Below are 26,517 nucleotides of genomic sequence, written 5' to 3'. Positions count from 1 at the left end.
GAAAAGGCAGGGGGGTGGGGGTTTCAGCATGATAGGTGTTTTAACGCTCCGTTCAAGTCGCGACAATCTCGCGGGCGGCGACTGCGCTGCGGGTTGCGGGCTTGAGGACGGGGGTCAGGCACAGCATCAACACCAGCACGGCAAAGAGCATCGCGTAAGCCAGGTTGTAGTTGCCGGTGTAGTCGCGCAGGGCGCCAAAGCTCAGCGGGCCGAGTGCGGCAATCAGGTAGCCGATAAACAGCATGAACACGGTCCAGGCGCCGGCTTCTGCCGGGGAGTTGGCGTTGTCCAGGGGCAACGTCATACCCACGGTGAACGCCATGCCCAGGCCGGTGGACACCAGCAGCACATACAGAGTGGGCCAAGCGCCGGGAGCGAACGCCATGCCGGCGGTGCCCAGCAGGGCCAGCAGGGTGCACAGCGCCAACAGGCCACGACGGTCATGGGCTTTGCCTGGGATCATGCCAGCACCGGCGCTGGCTACCGCAAACACGGCGGTAAACAAGCCCAGCAGGGCTCCGGCGGGCAAGGTCGTCACGGCGGTCTCGGTGGCCGCCGGCGCCAGCCAGGCGAAGAGGGCATACACCACAAACTGGCTGGCGCCGAAGTACAGCGCTACCCACCAGGCCTGGGGGTTACACCACGGTAACGGTACCGAGCGAGCGGGGTGTGAGCCGGCGTTGGCGGTGCTGCGTGCAAAGCGTCGGGCCATCCACCGCCAACTGATCACGGCTGTGATACACAACAGGCTCCACACCCCGGCCCCCACGCGCCAGCTCTGGGCAAGCTCGGTAATGGGGGCGGTCAGCAATGCAGACAGGGTAGCCCCTACACTGAGGCCTGCGGCATAAATACCCATGAAAAACGCGGGCCGGTGGGGGAAATGCGCTTTGATCCAGCCGCCGATCAGGGCGCCGGCGATGGCAATGCCAACACTGACCAAAAAGGTGCTGAGCAGCAGGTACGTGGCACTCGGCGACACTGCGCGCAGCAGGCACGCAGCCCCCAGCAACACCAGCGCGGCAATCACACAGCGGTCGGTGCCGAAGCGCCGGCTCAGGTCTGGGGCCAGCAACGCCAGGACACCCATGCAGACATCCGGGATGGAAGTCAGCAGCGCCGCCTGGGTGAAGCTCAGGTCATAGTGATCCTGGATCAACAGCAGGATCGGGCCCATGGACACGATCGCCGGACGTAAGGCGATGGACAGCACCAGCAGGCCGATGATGGCTGCCAGGCTGTGTTTGTCGGTCTCGGTGGAGGTCATATCGGTGTGCCCTTGAATCGTGGAGTCAGGGCGATCGTAGCAATGTAAAATAACCGACAAATGCCAGCTTCTATCGACAAAGTGACAACCTGAGGCGCCACCATGAAGCACGACGCACGCACTGTCGGCGCACCCACCGACCTGAACGGCCGCAGCGAGGATTACCTCGACTACCAGGACGTGCCTCGCGTCATGACGGCGCTGGTGCGCAACCAGGCGAGCGGCGAATACAACCCGCCTCATACCCACCACCATGGCCAGTTGTTGTATGCGATCAGTGGGGTGATGCGTGCGCAAGCCGATGGCAGCCTGTGGTTCTTGCCGCCCAAGCGCGCGTTGTGGATTCCGGCGGGAGTAGTGCATGACCAATTGATGCTGACATCGGTGCAGATGCGCTCGATCTACATCCAGGCCGATGCCGCCGCCCGCTTCGGGAGGAGCTGTCGGGTGGTGGATGTTTCGTTGTTACTGCGCGAGCTGATCCTGGTGCTGGCCAGTGAGCCGATCGAGTACTGCCTGGAGGGTCGCAATGCCCATGTGGTGGCCTTGATTCTGAGCGAACTGGCCGCCGCACGTACGTTGCCGCTGCAGATTCCCTGGCCGCTGGACCGCCGGTTGCTGGCGGTGTGCAACGCGATACTTGACGCTCCGGGGCAAAGCCATCGGGTTGAATACTGGGCCGACAAGGTGGGGGCCAGTTCGCGTACGTTGATCCGCCTGTTCCTCAAGGAAACTGGCCTGACGTACCGTCAGTGGGTGCAGCAGGTGCGTCTGGCCTGTGCCTTGGAGCGTCTGGAAAAGGGCGAGTCCGTTGGCCGGATCGCCCGGGAGTTGGGTTATGTGAGTGCCAGCGCGTTCAGTGCGATGTTTCGCCGGGCCACGGGCGCCTCACCGCGGGAGTTTGTGGGGGGCGACTGATTGTGGCAGCGCCAGTTGCGCACACAGGCCCCCGCCAGCGCGGTTGGACAGGGTCAAGGCGCCTTGCAGGCTCTGCGCCAGTTGTTGCGAGATCGCCAGGCCCAAACCTGTGCCTTTGGTGCTGCGACTGCGGGCGTTATCCAGGCGGTAGAACGGTTTGATCACCTCGGGCAACTGCGCTTCGGGAATGCCGGGGCCACGGTCAAGGACCTGGATCACCAGGCGTTCGTCTACCAGGGGTTCGACGTTGACCGTGACCTCGCTGCCGAACTTCAGCGCGTTGTCCACCAGGTTGACCAGCACCCGGCGCAGGGCATGGGGGCGGGTGTCGATAATGGTGCCGAGTTGCGCCCTGAGTACCACGCTTTGCCCGACATCCTGGTAGTCGAACACCAGGCTGTCGAGGAACGAGTGAAGGTCCACACGGCAACTGGCTTCGACCGTGCCGTCCAGGCTGCGGGCATAGGCCACGCCTTCCTGGACCAGGTGCTGCATCTCGCACAGGTCGTTGCACAGCTTGTCCCGCTCCACCGATTCTTCCATGAATTCGGCACGCAGTTTCATGCGGGTGATCGGAGTTTGCAGGTCATGGGAGATCGCGGCCAGCAACTGCAGGCGCTCCTGCAAACCGTTGCCGGGCGCGTCGGCCGGCGCGTTGTCAGGAGGCGACGGGCGCAATCCCAGCCAAAGGCAGCCGAACAGCAATGCCAGTTGCACCATCAATAACGGCGTCAGCCACAGTGACTCGGCCAACGCACTGATTTCAATCGCGAACGCCAGCCCCTGTGCGATCACCAGGCAGGCCAGATAGATCAGCGTCAGGGTGCGCGGCCAGCGCGGCGGCTTGAGTTCCATGTGGCTCACCCCAGTCGTTCGATGGCTTGGGCAACACCTGCGCCGTACGCCGGATCGGCGAGGGTGCAGTGCTGGATATGACGTGTCTTGGCGTCGGCGCTGGCGCCCTGGATCGAGCGTGCCGTGTTGGCAAACAGCAGCTGTTGTTGCGCCGGACTCATCAGGCGGAACAGCGCACCGGGCTGGGAGAAGTAATCGTCATCTTCCCGGTGGTTCCAGTGCGCGGCGCTGCCTTGCAGGGCCAACGGAGGCTCGCGAAAATCCGCTTGTTCGGCCCACTGGGCCTGGCTGTTGGGCTCGTAGCCCGGGATGCTGCCGGCGTTACCGTCGGTGCGCATCTGCCCGTCGCGGTGATAGCTGTTGACCGGGCAGCGCGGCGCATTCACCGGGATCTGGTGGTGGTTCACGCCCACGCGGTAGCGCTGTGCGTCGCCGTAGGCAAACAGGCGCGCCTGGAGCATTTTGTCCGGCGAGAAACTGATGCCCGGCACTACGTTGGCGGGGTTGAAGGCGGCTTGTTCGACGTCGGCGAAGTAGTTGTCGGGGTTGCGATTAAGCTCCAGCAGGCCCACTTCGATCAGCGGGTAATCCCGGTGTGGCCAGACCTTGGTCAGGTCGAAGGGGTTGATCGGGCAGTGGGCTGCATCGGCCTCGGGCATGACCTGCACATAGAGCTTCCACCGTGGGAAGCGGCCCTCCTCGATGCTGGTATAGAGGTCGCGTTGGGCGCTTTCGCGGTCCTGTCCGATCACGGCGCTGGCTTGTTCATCGGTGAGGTTGTGGATGCCTTGTTCGGTTCTCCAGGTGAACTTCACCCAGAATCGCTGGTTTGCCGGGCTGATGAAGCTGAACGTATGGCTGCCGAAACCATGCATGTGCCGGTAGGACTGCGGCACGCCTCGGTCGCTCATCACAATCGTGACCTGGTGCAGGGCTTCGGGCAGCAGGGTCCAGAAGTCCCAATTATTGCGGGCGCTGCGCATGTGGGTGCGGGGGGCGCGTTTGACCGCGTGATTGAGGTCGGGGAATTTCAAGGGGTCGCGCAGGAAGAACACCGGGGTGTTATTGCCCACCAGGTCCCAGTTGCCTTGGGCAGTGTAGAACTTGATGGCAAAGCCGCGGATATCACGCTCGGCATCCGCCGCCCCGCGCTCGCCCGCCACTGTGGAAAAACGCACGAACACTTCTGTGGTCTTGCCGATGTGCGAGAACAGGTCGGCCTTGGTGAAGTGGCTGATGTCATGGGTGACGGTGAACGTGCCGAACGCGCCGGAGCCCTTGGCGTGCATGCGGCGCTCCGGAATCACCTCGCGGTCGAAGTGGGCGAGTTTTTCCAGCAACCACACGTCCTGCAACAACACGGGGCCGCGGGGGCCGGCAGTCTGCGAGTGGTTGTTGTCGACCACCGGTGCGCCGGCGGCTGTGGTCAGTTTTTTCATGCGCGAGTCCCCTGATGTCTGGTTGTTGTGTCACATCAAAACAGAGCACCCGGGGCAGGGCGATTGCACGTAGGTATCGACTGACGCACCTTCAGGCGAGCGTAAAGCTGACCTCGATGTTGCGACGGGTGGCTTTGGAGTAAGGGCAGTTCTGGTGAGCGGCTTCGATCAATTGCTGGGCGGTGTCCGCTTCGATGTCAGGCAATGAAACGTTGATGCGCGCTTGCAGGAAAAAGCCTTGCTCACCGTGCAACAAATCAACGTGAGCGTCCACGGCCGCCATGGCCGGGAAACTGATCTTGCGGGCGTTGCAGGCGTGGCGCAGGGCGCCCAGGAATGAGGCCGACCAGCACACCGCGAACAGTTGCTCGGGGTTGGTGCCGTTGCCGGGCGCCCCAGGCGGCGACAGTTTGACCCGCAGCCGGCCATCATCGCTTTGGCCGGTGCCCTCACGACCGCCGGTGGTGCGGGTGTGGCCGGAGTAAAGAACTTTTTCGATGCTCAACATGGACTGTCCTGGAAGCTGGCGGCGTTGGGGGTGGGGTCAGATAGCCCACAGGATGTCGGGCGGGTTCAACAGAGGGACGACGGTGTTGGCATGCAGATGGCTGAGCAAGGTGCCGCGCGCGATATCCAGCAACCAGGCGCGAAATGGCAGACCGGGGTTGTAGTGGGCACGGTTTTCCAGGAGTGTCTTGAAGGCGCGTTGGACCAGGTACTCGACCTGTTCCGGGCGAACTCTTCCCGCTTGCACCTGACCCTCATAAAACGCGCTGAGCAGCGGCGTGACCTGGGTGGACAGTCGCCGCGAAGCACCGCGGTCACCGTTGACGACATTCGCCATCAAGGTGCGCAGCGCTTCATTGGCGAGTCGATCAACCTTGCACAGGCAACTGGCGCGATACCCTTCGGTCATGATGGCATCCCTCTTGAATGCTGACGGTGGTGAGCCTCAAGGGTGATGCCTTGCCGGTGATACGGCCAGTTATGTGCTGTTAGCAGTTGTTAGTCGAACCGCTGGCCGCGCCGAACGGTGCCGTTTCCCGACTGAATGCCTCCAGCTCCTTGACCAGCCCGAGGGCTGCGAGCAGGACCAGTTCGCGGCCTTTATCCGGCGTTGCCTGGCCCGGGTCGGAGCCCATGCGGCCATCCGGGAAGCGCGAGCGGAAGTCGTGAGCCTCGCGGATCGGCCCAGAGTTGGCGATTTTTGGCGAATACTCTGCCGACTTGATCGCGTCTGGATAAGCCCACTGCGTCACGGCGATTTCCGACGGCGTGGCATGAATGCCATGCCCGCTAGGGAATTGCTGGTTGGCCAGTGCGCCCACGCCTTCCAGGTCCCACCAGTTCGTCAGTTTCAAGGCAAACCCGGCAGGCCGCCTGGCGAAGCTGGCTTCGGCATACAGCTGGGAAAACGCGGCCTCAATCGACGCGATATTGCCGCCGTGGCCATTGAGGAAATAGATCTTCTCGAAGCCGTGGGCCACCAGCGAGCGGGTCCAGTCTTCGATGGCGGCAATAAAGGTCGAGGGGCGCAGCGTGATGGTGCCGGGAAAGCCGAGGTGATGCTGTGCCATGCCGATGTTGAAAGTGGGGGCGATCAGGATATCGGCGGATTCCTGGGCGTGATGCGCAATGATCTGTGGGCACATCCAGTCGGTGCCCAGCAGGCCGATGGGGCCGTGCTGTTCGTTGGAGCCGATGGGGATGACGATGGTACGGCTGCGCTGCAGGAATGTCTCGATTTCAGACCAGGTCGACAGATGTAAAAGCATGGTGAGGCCTCACGGTTCAGTGATGGAACATTAGGTGTGCGTGGGCATCACATCACGGGGTTTCGCAAGGCGACATTGCACGTAGGTGTCGATCAAGGGCACTCGCCGCTGCTGGCGCGGACTAAACAACAGGGCGCACACACGCGTCCTGTTTTTCTGACATGGACCGGACATGAACCCTACCAACCTGCAATTCAAGACCCTGCTGTTACTGCTGGCCCTGGTCACCATCGCCTTTATCTGGATATTGCTGCCGTTTTACGGCGCAGTGTTCTGGGCGGTGATTCTGGGCATCATCTTTGCGCCGATGCAACGCCGGCTGCACATGAAATTTGGCTGGAACCGCAACCTGACCTCGCTGGCCACCCTGACGGTGTGCCTGGTGATCGCCATTTTGCCGGTGATCATCACCAGTGCTTTGTTGGTGCAGGAGGGCGCGACACTCTACAAGAACATCGAAAGCGGCAAATTGGACGTGGCGGGGTACATCGAGCAGTTCAAGAACATCTTGCCGCCGTACTTCCAGCACCTGCTGGATCGCTTCGGCATGGGCAACCTGGAAGGCTTGCGGGAGAAGATCGTCAAGAGCGCGATGCAGGGCAGCCAGTTCTTTGCGTCCCAGGCGTTCAGCTTTGGCCAGGGCACGTTTGATTTCCTGGTGAGCTTTTTCATCATGCTGTATTTGCTGTTTTTCCTGCTGCGCGATGGCCCGGAACTGGTGCGCAAAGTGCGCACGGCGGTGCCTCTGGCCGAGCCGCAGAAGCGCCGGTTGCAGCTCAAGTTCAACCGGGTGGTGCGGGCCACGGTCAAGGGCAACGTACTGGTGGCCGTGACCCAGGGCGCGTTAGGTGGTTTGATCTTCTGGTTTTTGGACATCCCCAGTGCGTTGCTCTGGGCGGTGTTGATGGCGTTTCTGTCGCTGCTGCCGGCAGTCGGTGCAGGGATTGTGTGGGGGCCGGTGGCCGCTTACTTCCTGTTAAGCGGTTCGATCTGGCAGGGGGTGGTGCTGGGGTTGTTCGGGGTGTTTGTGATTGGCCTGGTGGACAACGTGCTGCGGCCGATCCTGGTGGGCAAGGACACCAAGATGCCGGACTACCTGATCCTGATCTCGACCCTGGGCGGCCTGTCGGTGTTTGGCCTGAACGGGTTTGTGATCGGGCCGTTGGTGGCGGCGTTGTTCATGTCGAGCTGGGCGTTGTTTGTGGAAAGCAAACCGCGGGTCAAGCTGCCGTTGCCGTAGTGCTCAGGCGTGAAGCCTGAAGTTCGAGGCGGTTTGCAGCTGTTTTTCGGCGGCGGACAGCGACGTGAGTGGGCCGCTGATGGTTTCGCCATCGCGTACCACGTACCAGCAAGCCAGTAGCCCACGCTCCCGAAGAGGGGCGGGGACGGCGCTGCCGATGACGGACATTATGTGAGCAGTGGGCATACGTACCTCCAATCGTTATGGAGGTCACCTTACGGGGCTGCGGCCCCGGGGAAAAATCACCTGTCTCGATAGTCGACATCAACGCCAAGCGTCAATCCACCACCTGGTCGAGCATGATCACCACTTCCTGTTCACTGAGCAGGCCCTTGCGCACCAGGTTTTCTGCCAGCAGGGCCAGGAATTTGGCGCTGCGGTGGCCTTCGAGGTGCTTGAGCTCGGTCAGGGCGCTGTAGACCTTGCTGGACGTGCACAGGCCAGCGGTGCGGTGCGGGTTTTGCGTGGGCATGGTCGGTCGTCCTTAGTTGTTATTGGGTGGACAGGGTCGATAGTGAGACTGTTGCGTGACGCAAACATGACAGTGCTAGCCGTGTCCGGGCAAGTAGACATTGCCATCAATCATGTGCGATTACGCCCCGGGCATTGTTCTGACAGCGACCTTGGCACGATGAATCCGGACTTTGCAGGCAAAAAAAAGGCCCCGCGTGTGGGCGAGGCCTGTTCCTGTCGTGTCGACTCACGTATTACCAGCCGCGGCCATAGTAGCCGTGGGGAGGGCCGTAATAACCACGCGGTGGGCCGTAGTAGACCGGCGCCGGGCGGTAGTAAACCTGTTGTTGCACATACACCGGTGGTGGCGGTGCGTAGTAGACCGGTGGCGGCGCGGCATAGACCGGTTGCGGCTGCACATACACGGGTTGCTGCACGTAGACGGGCTGGGACTGGCTGGCCACCACGGAGCCGACAACGGCTGCGCCGATCAAACCACCCAATATGGCCGGGCCACCCCAGCCACCACCGTGGGCGGAGGCTTGGCCTGCCATAGCGAGTGCGCCGATAAGCAAGGCGATCTTGGGGATTTTACGAATCATGGTCATTCCTCGGTTAGCCCCTGCGCTTGTGGTCTGCAATCAATAGACTCAAGTAATGTCGCGGGGATACTTTTAAGACAACGTATTTCTGAAAAACAGCACGGCCGATAGGTAAAGGTTGTGTAAGGTCTGTACCGGTTTGCTTACTCAAAGGAGTTATTCATGCAGATGCACCCCAACAAAGACACCCAACTGTGCATGTCATTGTCGGCGCGTCCCGGGAATTTTGGCTTGCGTTTCCATAACCACCTGTACGAACAGCTGGGTCTGAACTTCTACTATAAGGCTTTCAGCAGCCGGGATTTGCCCGGCGCGATCGGCGGTATTCGGGCGCTGGGCGTGCGCGGTTGCGGGGTTTCGATGCCGTTCAAGGAAGCCGCCATTGCCCTGGTGGACGAACTGGATGAGTCGGTCCAGGCCATCGACTCCCTGAACACCATCGTCAACACCGACGGCCACCTCAAGGCCTACAACACTGACTACATCGCCATCGAGCAACTGCTGAAGAAGCACGCAGTGCCCAAGGCATCGACGTTCGCCCTGCGCGGCAGCGGTGGCATGGCCAAAGCCGTGGCCAGTGCCTTGCGGGACGGTGGGTATGCCAATGGCGTTATCGTGGCGCGCAACGAAGTGGCGGGCCGCGCGCTGGCGCAGAACCTGGGGTATGAGTGGCAGGCCGAGCTGGGCGAGTTGCGCCCGCAGATGCTGATCAACGTCACGCCGATCGGCATGACCGGCGGGCCTGAGGCGGACGCGCTGGCGTTTGAGGCTGATGCGATTGAGCGTGCAGAGACTGTGTTTGATGTGGTGGCGATCCCCGCCGAAACGCCGTTGATCGTGCGCGGTCGTGCCCAGGGTAAGCGGGTGATCACCGGGTTGGAGGTGATTGCGATCCAGGCGTTGGAGCAGTTCGTGCTCTATACCGGGGTGCGGCCGACGCAGGAGCAGTTCCAGGCGGCAGTGGATTTTGCCCGAGGTTAACGGGCACTGGAGAGCCCCTGTGGGAGCTGGCTTGCCAGCGATAGCGATATAACAGGTTAGATATCTATGACTGAAACACCGCTATCGCAGGCAAGCCAGCTCCTACATTTTGGATAGCGTCAGGCCTGTTCCAGCTGGGCCAGGCGCTCTTCCAGCGCTGCAATCCGCGCTTCCAGCTCTTCGATGCGCTCGACCGAAACACCCCCCGTCCCACGCTCCACCGGATTCCCCCGTGCAGACAGTATCGCCTCGATATCCGCCGGATCCCCCAGCGCATGGGTGTAGCGATCTTCCCGCTGCCCGGCCTGACGCGGCACCAGCAGCGCCAGCCCGCGTGCAATCAAGCGCTCAAGCTGGTGCACCACCTGCTCGGCATCTTCAAAGTCATGCATGCGCCCGCTGCGGGTCAGCAGTTCGTTGACGGTTTGCGGCCCGCGCAGGAACAGCAGCCCGATCAGGATCACCTGGGCCGGCACCAGTTCCAGCGCCTTGTCCACGCGATGCTCCCAGCGATCGGCACGGCTGCCCATTACCAAGCGGGTAAAACCCAGGCCTTCCAGCGCCCGCAGGCTCTGGCCGACCTGGCCCTGGCTGAGGTTGGTCACGGGCTCGCGGCTGGTTTTCTGGTTGCAGGCCAGCACCAGGGCGTTGAGGGTCAGGGGGTAGGTTTCCGGGTTGGTCGCCTGTTTCTCGATCAGGCAGCCCAGGATGCGGATTTCCGTGCTGTTCAGGCGCGGCTCAGGGGTGTCGGTGTCGTGCTCGGCGGTCATCGCGCTTTCCCTATGCAGTGAAGTGCCTAGCGTAAGCCGGAAAAAATAAAAGACAAGCGACGGGCCGGTCTATAATCGTCGCCTGTTCAAACCGTGCCATCACCCATGAGACTGCCATGACTATTTCCCTGTACGCCGCTTCCATTCCGGTCTTCAAGCAAATGCTCACCGCCCTGAGCGGTGTGTTGACCAAAGCTGAAGCCCACGCCACTGCCAAGAACATCGAGCCCAATGCCCTGCTGCAAGCGCGTCTGTTCCCGGACATGTTCCAGCTGGTGCGCCAGGTACAGATCGCCGTCGACTTCGCCAAGGGCGTTTCGGCGCGCCTGGCCGAGATCGAAGTGCCTAAATACGATGACAGCGAAGTGACCTTCGCCGACCTGCAGGCGCTGATCGCCAAGGTGCTGGCGTTTGTCGACACTATCCAGCCTGAGCAAATCGACGGCAAGGAAGGCATCGAAATCATCACCCGCCCAGGCACTCCTAAAGAGAAGCGCTTCAGCGGCCAGTCCTACCTGCTGACCTACGGCCTGCCGCAGTTCTTCTTCCACGTCACCACCGCGTACGCCCTGCTGCGTCACAACGGTGTGGAAGTGGGCAAACGCGACTACATGGGCGCGTTCTAAGCCTTGATGCGTCGAAGCCCGGTGTGTGCCAGCAGGCACCACCGGGCTTTTTCATGGGCTGCATTCGACACACTCTGTTAAGATTCGACATCCCTTTATCACTCTATCTTTCAGCGAACCCTCGGGTTGTCGTTGATGTTGTCGTTTCTGGAGTTTTCATGTTGTTCCCTATCCTGCTGTTGTCGGCTGCCGGTTTTACCGTGCTGACCACAGAGTTTGTGATTGTCGGCCTGCTGCCCTCTATTGCGCGGGACCTGAACGTCAGCGTGCCCCAGGCGGGGCTGCTGGTGACGTTATTCGCGTTTACCGTCGCGGCATTCGGCCCGTTTCTCACGGCGTATTTCGCGCGATTCCAGCGCAAGCGACTGTTTATCGTCATCCTGGTCCTGTTTGGCATAGCCAATACCGTGGCGGCGCTGGCGCCGAATATCTGGGTAATGGCATTGGCGCGGTTGATCCCGGCCCTGGGGTTGCCAGTGTTCTGGGCCTTGGCCAGTGAAACGGCGGTGGACATCGTCGGCCCCGAATACGCCGGGCGAGCCATCGAGAAGATCGGTTTTGGCATTGTCTGCGCCACGGTGTTCGGGATTCCCGTGGGCACGCTGATTTCCGACATGTTCGGCTGGCGCACCGCATTTGCCATCCTTGCCGTGGTGGCCTTGGCCAAGGCCTTGCTGTTGTTCATCTACCTGCCGGTGACGAAGCCGAAGAACGACCAAGTGACCTTGCGCGCGCAGTTCAAGATCCTGCGCAGCCCGCTGATGCAGGGGCATATCCTGCTGTCGATCCTGGTGTTCTGCGGCATGTTCACCGCCTATACCTACCTGGCGGACATCCTCGAGCGCCTGGCCGGGTTCGACGGCACGCTGGTGGGCTGGTGCCTGATGGGCTTCGGCGCCGTTGGGCTGATCGGCAATGCGTTGGGCGGCCGTGCGGTGGATCGTCACCCGTTGATTGCATCGATGGTGTTCTGCGCGTTCATGATTGCCGGCATGGTGGCGCTGGTGCCCGCGATTCACTCCACCCTTGGTCTTGCCGCTGCGATGGCAGTGTGGGGCGTGACTCAGGCCGCGATGTTTCTGGTCAGCCACGTGCGCTTGATGAAGGCCGCGCCCCACGCGCCGGCGTTTGCCGCGTCGTTGAACATTGCCGGGGGCAACCTGGGGATTGGCTTGGGTGCCATGGTTGGCGGGCATGTGATCGACAACCTGGGCCTGGGTAGCCTGGGGTTTGCGGCGTCCGGGTTTATCTTCGTATCGATCCTGCTGGCCCTGTGGCTGATGACCGCCAGGCAACCAGACACCGCGGGCGCCTGAGTAGTCAGGGCAGGGCGGTAAACAGCTCCCGTCGAGCACCTTCGGTAATCGCCACGATGCCGGGGTGCTTGACCTTGCGCTCCACCGAGATCGCGTAGAACGACTCGGTCACCGCGTCGGTCTGGCCAATCAGCGCCACGCCGTATTGGCGCACTACCTCATCGGCAATCACGCTGGGGGCGATGAATATCCCGCTGCCGGATTGGCCGAAAGCCTGCATCAACGCGCTGTCGTCGAATTCACCGATGATCTTCGGCTGGATCTGCTGCTCTGCAAACCAGCGCTGCAAACGGCTGCGCACTACCGTCTCTGCGCCAGGAATCAACAGCGGCGCACCCTGCAGACAGTGTGGGAAATCGCCGCCGTACCGGTCAGCCAACGCCCGGGTGGCGAAAAAGCTGATGCCGCATTCCCCCAGTTTCTGGCTGTAACCCTTGATGTCCAAGTGAGAGGGCATGGGGCTGTCGGAAATCACCAGGTCCAGGCGCTGGATCGCCAGGTCGGCCAACAAGCGTTCGAGTTTGTCCTCACGACAGGTGATGCGGATCGGTTCACTGAGCTCCATGGTCGGGGCGATCAGCCGGTAGACGATGGATTTGGGCACCACATCCGCCACGCCGACGCGAAACAGGATCTGCTGTTCATTGGGCTGGGCGCGCAACATCGCCTCCAGCTCGTTGCCGGTCTGGAACATTTGCTCTGCGTAGGGCAGGGCCTGGCGCCCGGCCTCGGTCAGTTCAAGCTGGCGGCCGACACGTTGGAACAATGCAACGCCAAAGGTTTGCTCGAGCAGGCTGATCTGCCCGCTGATGGTCTGGGGCGTGAGGTTCAGTTGCTCACAGGCGCGCACGATGCTGCCGGTCTTGGCCACGACCCAGAAGTAATGCAGTTGTCGGTAATTGAGCACGATGGCAATCACTTCGTGAAAACCGAAGTATACGCGAGAAAAATACGAATTTTCCTGAAGTGTTCGCCTGCATAGAATGCCTCGCTATCGAGGGGCCACTACTTGGACCCAATGGTTCTAACGAGGAATACTTCATGAAACTCAATTCCCTGGGCGCCGCGTCGTTGCTTGCGCTTTCATTGGTAGTGGTCAGTGGTTGTGATCAGGTTGAGAAGAGCGCCCAGCAAGTGCTGGGCAAGGCGACCGAATCGGCCAAGCAAGCGATCGACGATACCCACAAGGCTGCCGAGCAGGCGTTGAGTGAAGCAACCCAGGGGCTGATCAAGCCTGAGAAGCCGGAAAAAGAAGCCGAAGACGCTTCCGACACCAAAGAAACCTAATTCCCCAGCACTACCACGTCAGGACTGACCTATGGACTACCTTTTACAACTGGCCGCCAGCCCCACCGCCTGGGTTGCACTGGCGACCTTGATCGTCATGGAAATCGTACTGGGCATCGATAACCTGATCTTTATCTCGATCCTCACCAACAAATTGCCGGAAAAGCATCGGGCCAAGGCCCGGCGCATCGGTATCAGCATGGCGTTGGTCTTGCGCCTGGGCCTGTTGAGTACCATCGCGTTCATCGTGCAACTGACGGCGCCGGTGTTCGAGATCTTCGGCCAGGCGTTTTCGTGGAAAGACATGATCCTGATCGCCGGTGGCCTGTTCCTGGTGTGGAAGGCGACCACCGAAATCCATCACAGCATGGACCCGGAGCCGGAAGAGAAAGAAACCAGTGCTGGCAACGTCGTGGCGATCGGCTTTGCTGCGGCCATCGGGCAGATCCTGTTGCTCGACCTGGTGTTCTCCATCGACAGCATCATCACGGCTGTTGGCATGACCGAACACTTGCCGATCATGATCATTGCCGTGGTGACGTCGGTGATCGTGATGCTGGTGGCGGCCGAGCCGTTGGCCAAGTTCATCAACGACAACCCGACCGTGGTCATGCTGGCCCTGGGCTTTTTGATCATGATCGGTATGACGCTGATCGCCGAAGGCTTCGGCGCCCATGTGCCAAAAGGCTACGTGTATGCCGCCATGGCGTTCTCCGCCGTGATCGAGTGCCTGAACATCGCACGACGCAACCGCCACAAGCGCTTGCTCGCCGCCCGCCAATAAAAAAACGCCGCATTCTGCTGGTCAGAATGCGGCGTTTTCAGTGTGCGGCCCATTACAATTCGGCGCTGACCTGGGTGGGTTCAGGGCAATTCTGGTCGCCGTTGTCCAGGCCTTGCTTGTAGTTGCGGCTCAGCAGCGAAGCCTTGCCGTTGTGCCAGGTCAATGTCAGTACGTACAGCGTATCGTAGTCGCTGCCCGACCAATCCTGGGTAATCGTGTGCTTTTCGCCCGAGGCTTCACTGGCCACCTTGTTGATCAGCTCCGGCAGGTAGCCGTGTGACCAGGCGGTGTAAATGATCGCGTTGTGATACTTGTCTTCCACCAGTTCGTCGGCCAGGGCACTGGTGTCATTTGCCGAGAACTTGATGTTCACCGGCAGGCCCAGCTTGATGGCGCTGGGGCTGATGGTCATCAGGGGGCGAATATAGCTGTATGAATTGTCCTTCTCGCCTTCCTCGACATTGCGCGTCGGGTTGGCGGCAAACACGAAATTGGCCTTGCCGAATTTTTCCGGCAATACGGTGGCCAGGTTCATCGCGCGGTTCAGGCCCTGGCAGTTGAGCTGGCCGAGGCCGCCGCTGGGTTTTTCACCGTGGCGCAGGAAAACCAGGGTTTGCACGCCGTCCACCTGTTCGGCCTTGCTCAACGGGGATTCGAGCGTCAGCCCGATGGCGCCGCCCAGCAACAGCAGCGACGGCAAGAGGTAGGTATAGCGTTTGAGGCGTTGCGCAAGGCACAGAGGCTTGATTGTCATTGTAGGTTCGAGTCTTCGTGCTTCGGATTAAGGCGGATGGGCCCGCTGTGGTTTTCCTTGTCGTTGTACGAGGTGTCTCCTTTCACCGTGTGGGCGCACGTATGAGTCCGCATTGACGCTTTGGTTCGCCTGCGCCGCAGATTAGCGTGGGTATGTTGCGCATTGATGACCCATGCACAGTGGCGCTCAGGTGACTATCATGGGGGCTTTCTGCCCAGGGATTTCCCGATGAACGCACTCGCCGCTTTCCCGATCAACAGCAAATGGCCGGCCCAGCACCCAGAACGTTTGCAGCTGTATTCGTTGCCCACGCCCAACGGCGTCAAGGTGTCGATCATGCTCGAGGAACTGGGCCTGCCCTATGAAGCGCACAAAGTCAGTTTCGAGACCCAGGACCAACTGTCACCCGAGTTCCTGTCCCTGAACCCCAACAACAAGATCCCGGCGATCATCGACCCCAATGGCCCGAGCGGGCAGCCGTTGGCGCTGTTCGAGTCCGGCGCGATCCTGATTTACCTGGCGGAAAAAACCAGCCAACTGCTGTCCGAAGACCCGGCCACCCGCTACGAAACCCTCCAGTGGCTGATGCTCCAGATGGGCGGTATCGGCCCGATGTTTGGCCAATTGGGTTTTTTCAACAAATTCGCCGGCAAGGCCTACGAAGACAAGCGCCCCCGCGACCGCTACGTCGCCGAATCCCGACGCCTGCTGGATGTGCTGGAAAAACGCCTGCTGGGCCGCACCTGGATCATGGGTGATGACTACAGCATCGCCGACATTGCCACCTTCCCGTGGATCCGCAACCTGATCGGCTTCTATGAGTCTGGCGACTTGGTGGGCATCGCTGATTTCCCCAACGTGCTGCGTGCGCTGGACGGTTTTGTCGCACGCCCGGCCGTGATCCGTGGCCTGAACATTCCGAGTTGACGCATGCCGACCTTCGATTTCAAGCAGCTGGATGTCTTTAGCCGCATCGCGCTCAAGGGCAACCCGCTGGCGGTGGTGCTGGGGGCCGACAGCCTCACTGACCAACAGATGGCCGATTTCGCCAAGTGGACCAACCTCAGCGAAACCACGTTTTTGCTGACCCCGCGTGACCCGAAGGCCGACTACCGGGTGCGAATTTTCACCACCCTCAAGGAGCTGCCGTTCGCCGGCCACCCCACACTGGGCAGTTGCCACGCGTGGCTGCAGGCGGGGGGCATCCCCAAAGGTGAAGAGATCATCCAGGAATGCGAAATCGGCCTGGTGCGTATCCGCCGCCAAGGGGATGAACTGGCCTTTATCGCGCCGCCGCTGATACGTTCCGGCGCGGTGGAGGCGCCGTTGCTGGAGCGCGTACGCCTGGGGTTGGGTTTGGCGCCCGAAGTGATCCTGCGCAGCCAGTGGGTCGACAATGGCGCGGGTTGGCTGGCGCTGATGCTGGCTGATCGCGAGCAGGTGCTGGGTTTACAGCCAGACTACTCGCAACTGCTGGGCCTGGCAGTGGGCGTGATCGCCGCCTGCGACCCTGTGCGCGATGCCGTGGATGCGCAATTCGAAGTGCGCGCCTTTATTGCCGGTGACGGCGCCCAGGAAGACCCGGCCACCGGCAGCCTGAACGCGGGCGTTGCCCAATGGCTGCTGGGGGAGGGCCTGGCGCCTGAGCGCTATGTCGTCAGCCAGGGCACGGCAATGGGGCGGGCGGGGCGCATTCGCATCGAGCGCCACGGCCCTGAAATATGGGTGGGCGGTGCGGTTGCGGTGTGCATCGACGGGCGCCTGCAGCTCTAGATCAATACATTGTTACAGGCCTCGCAATACACTGTTGGTCCCCGCGCGTTTGTGCCGTGGGGGCCTAGGGGCATAAGCTTTCGCCCCAAATATATGTGCCTCTACCGTTTTGGAAGCCAGGAAAGCCATGACCAGCCAGTTCCCCCAAGCCCGCCCACGCCGCCTGCGCCGCTCCCCGGAGCTGCGTGGCTTGTTCCAGGAAACCGAGTTCACCCTGAACGACCTGGTGCTGCCGATCTTCGTCGAAGAAGAAATCGACGACTTCGTACCGATCACCAGCATGCCGGGCGTGCAGCGCATCCCTGAGAAAAAACTCGCCGCCGAAATCGAGCGTTATGCCCGTGCCGGCATCAAGTCGGTCATGACCTTCGGCGTGTCCCACCACCTGGACGCCAGCGGCAGCGACACCTGGAAAGAACGCGGCCTGGTCTCACGCATGTCCTCGATCATCAAGGACGCCGTACCGGAAATGGTCGTGATGTCCGACACCTGCTTCTGCGAATACACCGACCACGGCCATTGTGGCGTGATGCACGGCGCCCACGTCGACAACGATGCAACCCTGGTCAACCTCGGCAAACAAGCCGTGGCGGCCGCTCGCGCCGGTGCCGATGTCATCGCACCGTCCGCCGCCATGGACGGCCAGGTCCAGGCGATCCGCCGCGCACTGGATGACGCCGGCTTCACCCACATCCCGATCATGGCCTACTCCACCAAATTCGCCTCGGCCCTCTACGGCCCGTTCCGCGAAGCTGGCGGCAGCGCCCTCAAGGGCGATCGCAAAAGCTACCAGATGAACCCGATGAACCGCCGCGAAGCCGTGCGCGAATCGCTGCTGGACGAACAGGAAGGCGCGGACGCACTGATGGTCAAGCCGGCCGGTGCCTACCTCGACATCATCCGCGACATCCGCGAAGCCTCACACCTGCCGGTGGCGGCGTACCAAGTGAGCGGCGAGTACGCGATGATCAAGTTCGGCGCCCAGGCGGGCGCGATTGACGAAGCGCGGGTGGTGCGCGAGACGTTGGGATCGATCAAGCGCGCGGGGGCGGATTTGATTTTTACGTATTTTGCGATGGATTTGGCGTTGGCTGGGATCTAACACTCACGGCAATACCAGATGTGGGAGGGGGCTTGCCCCCGATAGTGGTATATCAGTCACTGGGGATGTTGGCTGATGCATCGCCGTCGGGAGCAAACTCGCTCGCGACGGTCAGTTTTTTGCTGATAAGCACTTGTAAATTCTTAGTCGACTCAGAAGAGTTTGTATGAACTTTTTCTGGTCAATTACAAGCTCGCTGAAATACGTCGTCATCGTTTTGAAAACTGCATCGAAGGTATTGTCAGCTGACAGGAAGTGTTCGATTGAGCCGATGAACCATTCTTGATCGGGCTCTGTGTATAATAGAAATTCCGGCTTCGTCAGCTCATCGAAAAGCTCAGTAAGTTCTTTTTCGTCGTTTACGTTTTTTGAGGAGATTAATCGCTCCCTTTCTAAGTTGTCTGTATTTTCTTTGTCATATGTGAAGAGTAGACCACGGATTATTGACATACTTGGGGCGATCTTCATGTTCTTGGCTCCCTGTTATCTGAAAAAGCTCACTGTCTCCTTGCCCGAAAGCATGAAAGGATACTTATGTTTGCTTTCGTATGGATTCGATGGTTGTTGCTTCTTTATCATATGTTAAGAGCGATTCAAGCAAAATTCTCATGAATTTTCTTTTTTCTAAAATTTCATCGTTGAAGTGCGTGTCGAATAGATAGAATACCGATTCGAAATTCTCCTCTGTTGCCAGAAAGTGTTCGAGTGTTTCGATGTGCCAATGCCTTTCATCGTATTTGTATCTCATGAACGCAGGCTTGGTTATTTTTTCAAAAAGCCCTTTAAGTTCTTGTTCGTTGTTAACGTTTATTGAAGTGATGAGCGCTTCTTTTATCGGATCGTGCAAGTTTTCTGTGCTGTAAGTAAATAGGAGGCCTTGGATGATGGATAAGCTTGGTTTAAATTTCATTAAAGATCTCCGTAGGCGGTTATAGGCTGTCCGTCTTCTGTTAAAAAGACTCTAGCTTTTGTTGTTTTTCCATATTCATAGTTTTCTCTCTTGTATCCCTCGGCTATTACTTTTCCCATGTCCATCGGTTTTTGGGAAGCCGTCAAGTTTATCTGTTTAAAGATTAGCTGTGCGCGGTAAATAGCATTGAGTTGATCCCTGTGGCTTAGAAAATGTGTAGCTGCACTAGGTGGCCGAGGCTCTCCTATGTGTGGGCCACTTACATATCTCTCTATTTCTCCGGTCGTGGGATTTTTAGCTGTCTTTACTCGCTCAAGCTGCGACGCTAACGACGTTTGGGTTCCGTGCTTTTCTAAGAAATGTGCTCGGGGGATTGACACCTCAAGTTCTGCTAACCGCCGGTGAGCATTTGCTTCCGCAAACTCATCAATTCTTGCCTGTCGCTGCGCACGCGTCAGTTGCGGTAGCGCAGGTTCTCCGTGATTAACACTTTCCTTGGGAGGTTGATTTGTGGTGCTTGGCTTGCAGCCATCTTCTCCAGGGCATGTGCTTAAACCTAGCGGATCCACCCACCCTGTAGGATTCGGCACATACCGGTACGCATTGATCCCACCCGCCAACTTCACCGGGTCCGGTGTCAGGTAGCGACCAATATCCGGATTGTAGTAGCGATGGCGGTTGTAGTGCAGCCCGCTTTCCTGATCGAAGTACTGGCCCTGGAAACGCAGCGGGTTGTCGATTTTTCCGATGTCCAGTCGGCTGATTTCACCGTAGGCGCGGTAGTGGGCGGACCAGACGATTTCGCCGTTGGAGGCGGTGAGTTCTTGTGGGGTGCCCAGGTGATCCAGTTGGTAGTGGAAGGGCTTGGTTTGTTTGGGGCCAAAGCCTTCCAGTAAGGCCAGCGGCCTGAAGCTACCGGGTTCGTAGAGGTAGCTGCGTTGCCGATCCTTGTGGTGCTCGGCAATCAGCTTGTCGCCTTGCCAAAAGAATTCGGTCGTAACCCCGTCGACGGTTTTGCTGATCCGCCGCCCAAACGGATCGTAACGGTAACTGGCCGTCTGCCCGTTGGGTTGGGTGATACCGATCAGCCGATGCTGGCAGTCGTAACGGTACTCGGTGACGAGTAGGTGACCTTTGCCACGCCGCTCACGGATCAGATTGCCGAAAGCGTCATAGTCGTAATGCCGGTCCCCCTGAATCATCAGCCGATTACCCGCGACGATGTCCGGGCCGGGGCGGTTTTGCATGAGCAGGTTGCCGGCCGGGTCGTGGGCGAAGCGCTCTTGCAGGTCCTGGGAGTGGTCGGCGCGGGTGAGGCGGTTCAGTGGGTCGTAGGTGTAGTCGTGCTGGCCCTTGCGGGTGTCGAGCAGGCGGGTGAGGTTGCTGGACTTGTCGTAGGTGTAGTGGCGTCCGTAGAGCTGGTGCTCCTGCTGGGTGATAGTGTGGGCGTGCAGGCGCTGTTGGTCGTCGTAGTGGTAGTGGCTGAGGAGCTGGCCTTGTTGGCGTTGGTGTTCCTGGCCGGCTTTGAACAGGTGGGAGGTGAGGACTTCACCATTGAGTTCGACGGTGGCGAGGTGGCCGCCTTTGGCATGATTGAAGACCAGGCGGTTGTTGTCGGGCAGGCGCAGGTGCTGGAGTTGGCCACAGGCGTCGTAGCCATAACGCAAGGTGCCCCACCCTTGGTGTTCGGCGGTGAGGCGGTTTTGGCTGTCGTACTCGTAGGCTAAAGCCCAGTGACCGTCCTCGACACCTAGGAGGTTGCCCTGGCGGTCGTAGGTGTAGTCGACGGTTTTGCCGTCGGGGAGGGTTTTTCGTACAAGGCGGCCGGCGTGGTCGCGCTCGTAGCGGGTAACCAGCTGACTGCCGTCGTCGCCGTGTTCAGTCTTTTCCTGCAGATTGCCATTGAGGTCGTAGACGTAAGCCGTGCGCTGACCGTCAAACCCTATCTCCTGCTGGATCAGGCCATTGGGGTGATACTGCAATCCATAGGTCTCACCGACTTCATTTTCGATCTCAGTCAGTAACAACCGCGTGTTGTCGTAGCGATACTTGACCTGGGTGCCGTCGGAATTAATACGACGGCTGATCAGGTGCAGCCCATCCGCATACTCGTAGCGGGTAACGCGGCCTAACTCATCCCGCTCAGACGTGATTTTTCCATAAGGGTTGTAGCTGTATTCCCGCGCTGCACCCCCCGGCAACACCACCCGAACCAGTCGCCCCACGCTGTCCCACTGGTACTGGGTCAGCGCGCCATGCTCATCCTCCCGCGCCACCTGCCGGCCAAGGTCGTCATAGCGATACCGCTTAATCCCACCCTCCGGCAGGTGCTCCTCAAGCAACTGCCCCCGCTCATTCCACACCAACCGCTGACAACTGTTATCCGGAAACCAAACCCCCGTCAGTTGCCCATATTTGTCGTAGCTGTAGTCGGTGCTGTGGCCCTCAGGATCAATCCTGCGGGTGATATTGCCCCTGTCATTACGCTCATATTTCCAGACCGCCTGACCACGCCTTACTGCTCGTACGAACCCGTTGTCATGCTCGTAGGACGTCGGCTCATCGTCCCCCGGAAACAGCGCCACCAAACGTCCGGCTTCGTCGTACTGATAGGCGGTGATCGTCCCGAGAGGATCCTGCTCAACCGTCAGCCGGCCTTTGTCGTCGTAGGATTTGAAATGCTCGGCGCCGTCCGGATCAATGCGCTGCACCAGCCGCGCACGCTCGTCATGCACATAGACTTCCTGGCTGCCATCGGCGTTAAACACCGTGACCTGGCCGTTGTCATCCCAGGCATAGCGCGTGTCCATCTGCGAAAAGCTGGCCCAGTGCCGAACACAGCGCGCCGCCTTGCCAGACCTTTCCCACTCCCAGAAGAAACTCGCCCCACCGGCCAACTGGCGTTCAAGAATGACGTGCTGATCGTCGTAGCGATAAACCTCGCTTTCACCGACAGCGTTAGTCGCACACACAAGTCGGCCAAGGTCGTCATAGGCGTAGGAAACAACGGTGTACTCGGTAACCCAGACAAACTCACCCGGTCCCTCAGCCCGATGAATCTGGTAGTCCACACCAACGATGCGGCTCGACGAATAACGCAAGAACAACGACTGCCCGACGCCGTTATCCACCCGCTCAATGCGCCCCCTGAAATCCCGGGAAATACGCAGCCGGTTGTCATAGGCATCGCTGATGGCTGTCAGCGCACCATTAACAAAATGGAAAAACCGCGAGCCTTGCGCCAGCACCCACTCATCCGGCAACGTCCCCAGATAAATCGCCGCCTCGGCCAAGCTGTTGGTGATCGCAGGGCGGGCGGAGGAGGGCAGCGGAAACTCTGTCGAACGGTTCTCATGATCCGTCCACACCACCGAATCACCCGTAACCACCAGGCGATGCGCCAGCGCATGGCTCCAACCAAACCCCAACCCGCAATCCACTTCCACCGCACTGGTGCGATACAGCCGCGTCCACTCAAACGGCAATATCCCATCGAGCGTGCCATCGGTGAGGGTGAGCAATTCCTCGCCCGTAACCATCGACACCGGACAACCGTTAGTACACGTAGTCGCCGAGCAGGTCGCCGCATCGCCGTTCTGGTTTTTCCCCGACGCCGGCACGTCATCGACCTGTTCCTGCCTGACCAACACCGTGCGTTGTGCCTTTTCGCGCACCACCGGGACGGGGTTTGAAACCAGATTGCCCCCGGCCTTCAACGGCACATCGGGGATCATCTTGATCGGCGTTCCAGTCCCACCCAGCCATATCGGTTTGCCCATCTCAAGATGGTCATCTACCCGAGCTTTTCCGAATTGCTTGGCCATGTGGTTCAGCCAAGTGCGGGCAGCTTTCGACTTGACGCCCGCCAGCACCTTCGAACCCAAGCGGATCGCGGTGCCCATTCCGGCCGTCGCAAGCATAAGCACCAGGTTGATCAGCACTTCAAAGCTGATTTCACCCAGCAATTCGTTCATGTACGGAGGTGGCAACATCCGCATCCAACTGACCATTGCGGCCAGGTAGATAAACAGCAGCGGCTCATCGCTGAGTACCAGCAAGCCCTTTGCGATGGCATCGGTGTCGAGCTTCAACAGGTTTTCAAACTCAACCTGGGACAGGTAATGCAGCAGTTGTTCGGCATGGACCAGCGGAGCTGACAGCCATTGGAGCACTTGTTTCAGGTTGTCCCAGAGCGAGTACAGCGCCTCGTTGAATCCGCGGACATAGGCTTGATAAAGCGAGAGGTAGCGATTGAGAAAGTTGGCTTCGGAGTAGTCCTTCCAAAGCGGCTCGAAGGTGTCGCGCCATTCCTTGCGCAGCCAACCTTCCAGGGGGGCGATGACCGTCTGGTAAGAGGCATACAGCGCCTTGAAATGTGTGGCGGAGACATTAGGGTAGAAGTTGACCCGGTATTGCTGGTTACGGTCGCACTCTGTGACTTCGAGTATGCCGCTGGGCCCGATGGTTTTATGGATGGGGTCGCCCAGCGGGCCGCCGTTTGGGTCGATGCGCTGCAACACCACCGGCGTATTGCCAATGGGCACGAACCGAGAGCTCTGGAACATGTGCACCAGGGTCAGCGTGCCTTTCGCCTGGCACGTTACGGTGGTGCTGCTGGGCAGGATGGAGCGGTTGATCGGCGCAACGAGCGCCACTTCATCACCGACTTTGAAGACCTGCTCGATATCCAGGGCGGAAAAGCTGAAAAAACTCTCGGCCCAGGCGTCGTAGGCATTCAGGCAGCGCTTGAAGTCGCTGATAACGGATTCGACGTCGCGCGTCTTTGAATCCATGGCCGCCAGTACCAGAAAGCCAATGGTTTGGCTGGTAAGGGCGATCAAGAGCATGCCCCATGAAATGGGGGCTTAATAAATAACGCCATCTGCAATCCCTCGCACTGTGTATTCAGGCGGAAGACTTTGCAGTGGTTTTTGGGCGATATCTGTAGAGCTTGTCCCGTCATCACGTGGGACACTTCAGCCGTTTGCGTGCTACTTGAGCGGGGGAGGAACCTGTCATTTTTGGAAAAGACTCGAAAGCCCAGCAACCCGGCGAACGCCGGTTAGACTTACCGGTCGATATCTGCAATACCCGGCCTGTCGCCTTTCAAGGAAGCCCTATGTTCCCAAGCCGCCTGATCCTGTGCCTTGCCGCTTTGCTGGTGCTGGCCGGTTGCTCCACAACCCGCAACCCGCAGCAGCCCGAGCGCAGCGAAACCGAGGTGAAGGCGCAAATCGTGCGCCTGCTGCCGGCGACGGTGGCCGACCGCAACGGCTGGGCCCAGGACATCTACACCGCCTTCGATACCCAGAAAATCTACCCGAGTACCGAGAATATCTGTGCCGTGCTGGCGGTGACCGAGCAGGAGTCCACTTATCAGGTCGACCCGCCCGTGCCGAACATGGGCAAGATCGCCCAGGATGAAATCCTGCGGCGTGCGGGGAAAGTCCACGTACCGGCGTTTGTCGTCCGCAGCGCGCTGCAACTGCGCTCGCCCACCGGGAAAACCTACGCCGACCGCCTGAGCGCCGCGCGCACCGAGAAGGACCTGAGCGGCATTTTCGATGACTTCATCAGCATGGTGCCGTTGGGCAACACCCTGTTTGGCGGCTTCAACCCGGTGCACACCGCAGGCCCCATGCAGGTCAGCATCGACTTTGCGCAGAAGCAGGCCCGGGGTTATCCCTACACGGTGGATGGCACCCTCCGACGCGAAGTCTTCACCCGCCGTGGTGGGATGTATTTCGGTATCGCGCACTTGCTGGGCTACCCGGTCAACTACGACCAGCCGCTGTACCGTTTTGCCGATTTCAACGCCGGCTGGTACGCCAGCCGCAATGCCGCGTTCCAGGCTGCGGTCAGCCGAGTGACGGGTACCGAGTTGGCGTTGGATGGTGATCTGATTCGCTACGGTTCATTGCTACCGGGCACCACCGAGCTGGCGGTGCGCTCTCTGGGGGCAAAGCTGGATATGCGCAACCCCAGCATCCGCAGCCAGCTTGAGGAGGGTGAGAGCTTGGATTTCGAAGACACCACCCTCTACAAGCGTGTGTTTGCACTGGCCGACAAGGCTGCCGGCAAGCCGATGCCACGGGCGATCCTGCCGGGCATCGTGCTCAAGAGCCCCAAGATCACCCGTAACCTGACCACGGCGTGGTTTGCCAAGCGGGTGGATGAACGGTACCAGCGTTGTATGAAACGCTGATCACGTGCGGCGTTTGACAAACCGGCGCCACAACCACACCCAGAGCCACACCACCGGGAACGCCAGGATCACAAACGGCAGCACATAACTCGCACGTTCCAGAGCGTCTGCCGTGCCGTTGACCAGGTTGTCGCCGAGGTTGCTGAACATCCGGCTGAAGCGTGATTGTTGGTTCGCACCGTCGGAGGAGCGGAAGTTCAGGGTCACGCGGTTGGTGTCGAGGCGGCGTTGCTGGCCGGCGGCGACCTGGGCCAGTTCCTGCAGTTCGTTCTCGATGGCCGCTTGTTCTTTGCTCAGGGCAATCAGGTCGCTGACGGTGATGTCCTTGCGCTTGGCCAGCTCATCCAGGCGTTGCTGTTGGGCCTGCAGGCGGTCCTGGCGACGACGCACATCAGCGACGGCATCGGCCAGGTCTTCGGCAGTGGTGGTGCGCTGCCCGAGCTTTCCGCCCTCGGCAGCCATGGCAACCATGGGCTCCACCCCGGCAGGGGCGATGCGCAGGATGATCTCGCCACCGTTGCCGTCCTCGGTGATGCCCAGGATGTTGCAGGCACCGAAACGCGCGGTCTCACAGGCCTCCCGAGTTTCCTGCATGCGCGGCGCGAGCAGGGCGCCGGGCAGGGCGAGGGTCAGCTCATGTTCATAAGCCAATTGCGCACCGGCCCGGCTTTGCTCGCCGTTGATCACCCGGGCGCGGGAGTGGTCTTTGGGGGAGCAGCCCGCAAGGGTCAGCACCGCCAGCAAGCACAGGAGATAAGGGGTTGGTTTGCCGTCCAGATGGCGCATTGCGGTTCCTTGGGAGGTGCTGGGAAATTTGACGGCGATTAAACCGGGTCTGGCGCATTAACGCAAAGCATCAACGGGGATTTGCGCGGCTGATGGTGATGGCCGACGGAGGTGGCCAGGCGTACACCTCAAGCCTGACTCCAAGGAAGAACTCACCATGATCGCTCACACTGTGCCAGAAGGTTTTGTCTCGTTGCCACGCAGCAGTCCACTGCTCGATTTATTGGGCCCGGCCTACTGCCGGGGTGAGGGTTTACATTTGGAGATAGGCTTGCGTGCCGATAACCGCCATGCCAATGGACGCGGCACGGTACACGGTGGGGTGCTGGCGACCCTGGCGGACGTCGGCATGGGCTATGCGATGGCGTTTTCCAGTGAGCCGCCGCTGCCGTTGATCACGGCGAGCATGACCCTGGACTACCTCGGGGCCGTGCAAGTGGGGGAGTGGATTGTGGTGCGGTTGGAGCATCACAAGCGAGGGCGGCAGATGGCGTTTGCCACGGTGAGCCTGCAGGTCGGGGAGAAGGTAGTGGCGCGGGCGAACGCGGTGTTTGCCGTGCCCCGTACCGATTGACAACAACGATCCTTGTAGGAGCCGGCTTGAACTGGTCAAGTATTCTTGGACACCATTTAAGGTTCATGCCGCCAGTCTCTCCCTGACGACCGGCGACCGG

27 protein-coding genes and 1 pseudogene are annotated in these 26,517 nt (G+C 60.1%); 12 read left to right on the top strand and 16 right to left on the bottom strand.

Annotated elements, in window-relative coordinates:
• Positions 1-52 precede the first annotated feature (52 nt).
• Positions 53-1,267 (bottom strand): MFS transporter, encoded by a 1,215-nt coding sequence (locus tag AC07SU_RS27650; RefSeq protein ID WP_494998867.1) that lies wholly within the window; start codon positions 1,265-1,267, stop codon positions 53-55.
• 102 nt (positions 1,268-1,369) lie between these two features.
• Here AC07SU_RS27650 and AC07SU_RS27645 point away from each other — a divergent pair, with 102 nt between their 5' ends.
• On the top strand, positions 1,370-2,185 hold the full coding sequence (locus AC07SU_RS27645; RefSeq protein WP_494998866.1) for an AraC family transcriptional regulator: 816 nt from the start codon (positions 1,370-1,372) through the stop codon (positions 2,183-2,185).
• On the opposite strand, the pseudogene AC07SU_RS27640 reads toward AC07SU_RS27645, so the two are convergent.
• The 5 genes and pseudogenes from AC07SU_RS27640 to AC07SU_RS27620 form a co-directional block, all read right to left on the bottom strand.
• A pseudogene (locus AC07SU_RS27640) lies at positions 2,156-2,995 on the bottom strand (sensor histidine kinase); the annotation flags it as partial. The gene AC07SU_RS27645 and the pseudogene AC07SU_RS27640 sit on opposite strands and share 30 nt — an antisense overlap.
• Before the next feature lie 50 nt (positions 2,996-3,045).
• On the bottom strand, positions 3,046-4,479 hold the full coding sequence (locus AC07SU_RS27635; RefSeq protein WP_494998865.1) for a catalase: 1,434 nt from the start codon (positions 4,477-4,479) through the stop codon (positions 3,046-3,048).
• 91 nt (positions 4,480-4,570) lie between these two features.
• Positions 4,571-4,987, bottom strand: a complete 417-nt coding sequence (locus AC07SU_RS27630) for an organic hydroperoxide resistance protein (RefSeq protein WP_494998864.1) — start codon at positions 4,985-4,987, stop codon at positions 4,571-4,573.
• A gap of 36 nt (positions 4,988-5,023) precedes the next feature.
• Positions 5,024-5,395, bottom strand: coding sequence for a sigma factor (locus AC07SU_RS27625; RefSeq protein ID WP_494998863.1), 372 nt, complete (start codon positions 5,393-5,395; stop codon positions 5,024-5,026).
• Between the two features lie 79 nt (positions 5,396-5,474).
• On the bottom strand, positions 5,475-6,254 hold the full coding sequence (locus AC07SU_RS27620) for a creatininase family protein (protein WP_176997533.1): 780 nt from the start codon (positions 6,252-6,254) through the stop codon (positions 5,475-5,477).
• A 172-nt stretch (positions 6,255-6,426) separates the two neighbouring features.
• Here AC07SU_RS27620 and AC07SU_RS27615 point away from each other — a divergent pair, with 172 nt between their 5' ends.
• Positions 6,427-7,494 carry an AI-2E family transporter gene (locus tag AC07SU_RS27615; protein ID WP_176997534.1) on the top strand — a complete coding sequence of 356 codons (1,068 nt, stop codon included), beginning with the start codon at positions 6,427-6,429 and terminating at the stop codon, positions 7,492-7,494.
• Positions 7,495-7,497: 3 nt separating this feature from the next.
• On the opposite strand, the gene AC07SU_RS27610 is transcribed toward AC07SU_RS27615, so the two are convergent.
• From AC07SU_RS27610 to AC07SU_RS27600, 3 genes are all read right to left on the bottom strand, one after another.
• Positions 7,498-7,680: a hypothetical protein gene (locus tag AC07SU_RS27610; protein WP_494998862.1), complete on the bottom strand. Its 183-nt coding sequence runs from the start codon at positions 7,678-7,680 to the stop codon at positions 7,498-7,500.
• Between the two features lie 91 nt (positions 7,681-7,771).
• Positions 7,772-7,966 (bottom strand): hypothetical protein, encoded by a 195-nt coding sequence (locus AC07SU_RS27605; RefSeq protein WP_071483469.1) that lies wholly within the window; start codon positions 7,964-7,966, stop codon positions 7,772-7,774.
• A 235-nt stretch (positions 7,967-8,201) separates the two neighbouring features.
• Complete coding sequence (locus AC07SU_RS27600; RefSeq protein ID WP_078741781.1) at positions 8,202-8,555, bottom strand: hypothetical protein; 354 nt, start codon at positions 8,553-8,555, stop codon at positions 8,202-8,204.
• Between the two features lie 156 nt (positions 8,556-8,711).
• Between AC07SU_RS27600 and AC07SU_RS27595 the strand changes: the two genes are divergently transcribed.
• On the top strand, positions 8,712-9,530 hold the full coding sequence (locus tag AC07SU_RS27595; protein WP_494998861.1) for a shikimate 5-dehydrogenase: 819 nt from the start codon (positions 8,712-8,714) through the stop codon (positions 9,528-9,530).
• Between the two features lie 119 nt (positions 9,531-9,649).
• Here AC07SU_RS27595 and AC07SU_RS27590 read toward each other — a convergent pair whose 3' ends face one another.
• Positions 9,650-10,300 carry a YceH family protein gene (locus tag AC07SU_RS27590; RefSeq protein ID WP_494998860.1) on the bottom strand — a complete coding sequence of 217 codons (651 nt, stop codon included), beginning with the start codon at positions 10,298-10,300 and terminating at the stop codon, positions 9,650-9,652.
• 116 nt (positions 10,301-10,416) lie between these two features.
• Here AC07SU_RS27590 and AC07SU_RS27585 point away from each other — a divergent pair, with 116 nt between their 5' ends.
• Together AC07SU_RS27585 and AC07SU_RS27580 are read left to right on the top strand one after the other, a co-directional pair.
• Complete coding sequence (locus AC07SU_RS27585) at positions 10,417-10,926, top strand: DUF1993 domain-containing protein (protein ID WP_494998859.1); 510 nt, start codon at positions 10,417-10,419, stop codon at positions 10,924-10,926.
• A gap of 158 nt (positions 10,927-11,084) precedes the next feature.
• Entirely contained in the window at positions 11,085-12,242 is a 1,158-nt protein-coding gene (locus AC07SU_RS27580) for an MFS transporter (protein WP_176997539.1), read from the top strand.
• 4 nt (positions 12,243-12,246) lie between these two features.
• On the opposite strand, the gene nhaR is transcribed toward AC07SU_RS27580, so the two are convergent.
• Positions 12,247-13,149, bottom strand: coding sequence for a transcriptional activator NhaR (gene nhaR / locus AC07SU_RS27575; protein ID WP_494998858.1), 903 nt, complete (start codon positions 13,147-13,149; stop codon positions 12,247-12,249).
• Between the two features lie 134 nt (positions 13,150-13,283).
• On the opposite strand from nhaR, the gene AC07SU_RS27570 reads away from it, so the two are divergent.
• Positions 13,284-13,529 carry a hypothetical protein gene (locus AC07SU_RS27570; RefSeq protein ID WP_178925604.1) on the top strand — a complete coding sequence of 82 codons (246 nt, stop codon included), beginning with the start codon at positions 13,284-13,286 and terminating at the stop codon, positions 13,527-13,529.
• Positions 13,530-13,560: 31 nt separating this feature from the next.
• Positions 13,561-14,313: a TerC family protein gene (locus tag AC07SU_RS27565; protein ID WP_176997542.1), complete on the top strand. Its 753-nt coding sequence runs from the start codon at positions 13,561-13,563 to the stop codon at positions 14,311-14,313.
• A 52-nt stretch (positions 14,314-14,365) separates the two neighbouring features.
• Here AC07SU_RS27565 and AC07SU_RS27560 read toward each other — a convergent pair whose 3' ends face one another.
• Positions 14,366-15,067: a histidine phosphatase family protein gene (locus tag AC07SU_RS27560; RefSeq protein ID WP_494998857.1), complete on the bottom strand. Its 702-nt coding sequence runs from the start codon at positions 15,065-15,067 to the stop codon at positions 14,366-14,368.
• A 228-nt stretch (positions 15,068-15,295) separates the two neighbouring features.
• On the opposite strand from AC07SU_RS27560, the gene AC07SU_RS27555 reads away from it, so the two are divergent.
• The 3 genes from AC07SU_RS27555 to hemB all read left to right on the top strand — a co-directional run bounded on the left by AC07SU_RS27555 (position 15,296) and on the right by hemB (position 17,942).
• Complete coding sequence (locus AC07SU_RS27555) at positions 15,296-15,994, top strand: glutathione S-transferase N-terminal domain-containing protein (protein ID WP_494998856.1); 699 nt, start codon at positions 15,296-15,298, stop codon at positions 15,992-15,994.
• Positions 15,995-15,997: 3 nt separating this feature from the next.
• Positions 15,998-16,840 (top strand): PhzF family phenazine biosynthesis protein, encoded by an 843-nt coding sequence (locus AC07SU_RS27550; RefSeq protein WP_494998855.1) that lies wholly within the window; start codon positions 15,998-16,000, stop codon positions 16,838-16,840.
• Between the two features lie 127 nt (positions 16,841-16,967).
• A complete protein-coding gene (hemB, locus tag AC07SU_RS27545; protein WP_178925609.1) occupies positions 16,968-17,942 on the top strand; it encodes a porphobilinogen synthase in 975 nt (324 codons plus the stop codon).
• A gap of 111 nt (positions 17,943-18,053) precedes the next feature.
• Here hemB and AC07SU_RS27540 read toward each other — a convergent pair whose 3' ends face one another.
• The 3 genes from AC07SU_RS27540 to AC07SU_RS27530 form a co-directional block, all read right to left on the bottom strand.
• Entirely contained in the window at positions 18,054-18,410 is a 357-nt protein-coding gene (locus tag AC07SU_RS27540) for a hypothetical protein (protein WP_494998854.1), read from the bottom strand.
• A 64-nt stretch (positions 18,411-18,474) separates the two neighbouring features.
• Positions 18,475-18,852: a hypothetical protein gene (locus AC07SU_RS27535; protein ID WP_494998853.1), complete on the bottom strand. Its 378-nt coding sequence runs from the start codon at positions 18,850-18,852 to the stop codon at positions 18,475-18,477.
• A complete protein-coding gene (locus AC07SU_RS27530) occupies positions 18,852-23,645 on the bottom strand; it encodes an RHS repeat-associated core domain-containing protein (protein WP_494998875.1) in 4,794 nt (1,597 codons plus the stop codon). The genes AC07SU_RS27535 and AC07SU_RS27530 overlap by 1 nt, the downstream gene beginning before the upstream one ends.
• A 326-nt stretch (positions 23,646-23,971) precedes the next feature.
• On the opposite strand from AC07SU_RS27530, the gene AC07SU_RS27525 reads away from it, so the two are divergent.
• Entirely contained in the window at positions 23,972-25,057 is a 1,086-nt protein-coding gene (locus tag AC07SU_RS27525) for a DUF1615 domain-containing protein (RefSeq protein ID WP_494998852.1), read from the top strand.
• Here AC07SU_RS27525 and AC07SU_RS27520 read toward each other — a convergent pair whose 3' ends face one another.
• Positions 25,058-25,843 carry a DUF4349 domain-containing protein gene (locus AC07SU_RS27520; protein ID WP_494998851.1) on the bottom strand — a complete coding sequence of 262 codons (786 nt, stop codon included), beginning with the start codon at positions 25,841-25,843 and terminating at the stop codon, positions 25,058-25,060.
• 157 nt (positions 25,844-26,000) lie between these two features.
• Between AC07SU_RS27520 and AC07SU_RS27515 the strand changes: the two genes are divergently transcribed.
• Complete coding sequence (locus AC07SU_RS27515; protein ID WP_176997551.1) at positions 26,001-26,417, top strand: PaaI family thioesterase; 417 nt, start codon at positions 26,001-26,003, stop codon at positions 26,415-26,417.
• Positions 26,418-26,517: the final 100 nt, after the last annotated feature.

It is taken from the genome of Pseudomonas sp. GW821-FHT05H12 (genome assembly GCF_059419385.1).
Note: the sequence above shows the minus strand (reverse complement) of the source record. Positions and strands in the feature narration are given on the sequence as shown.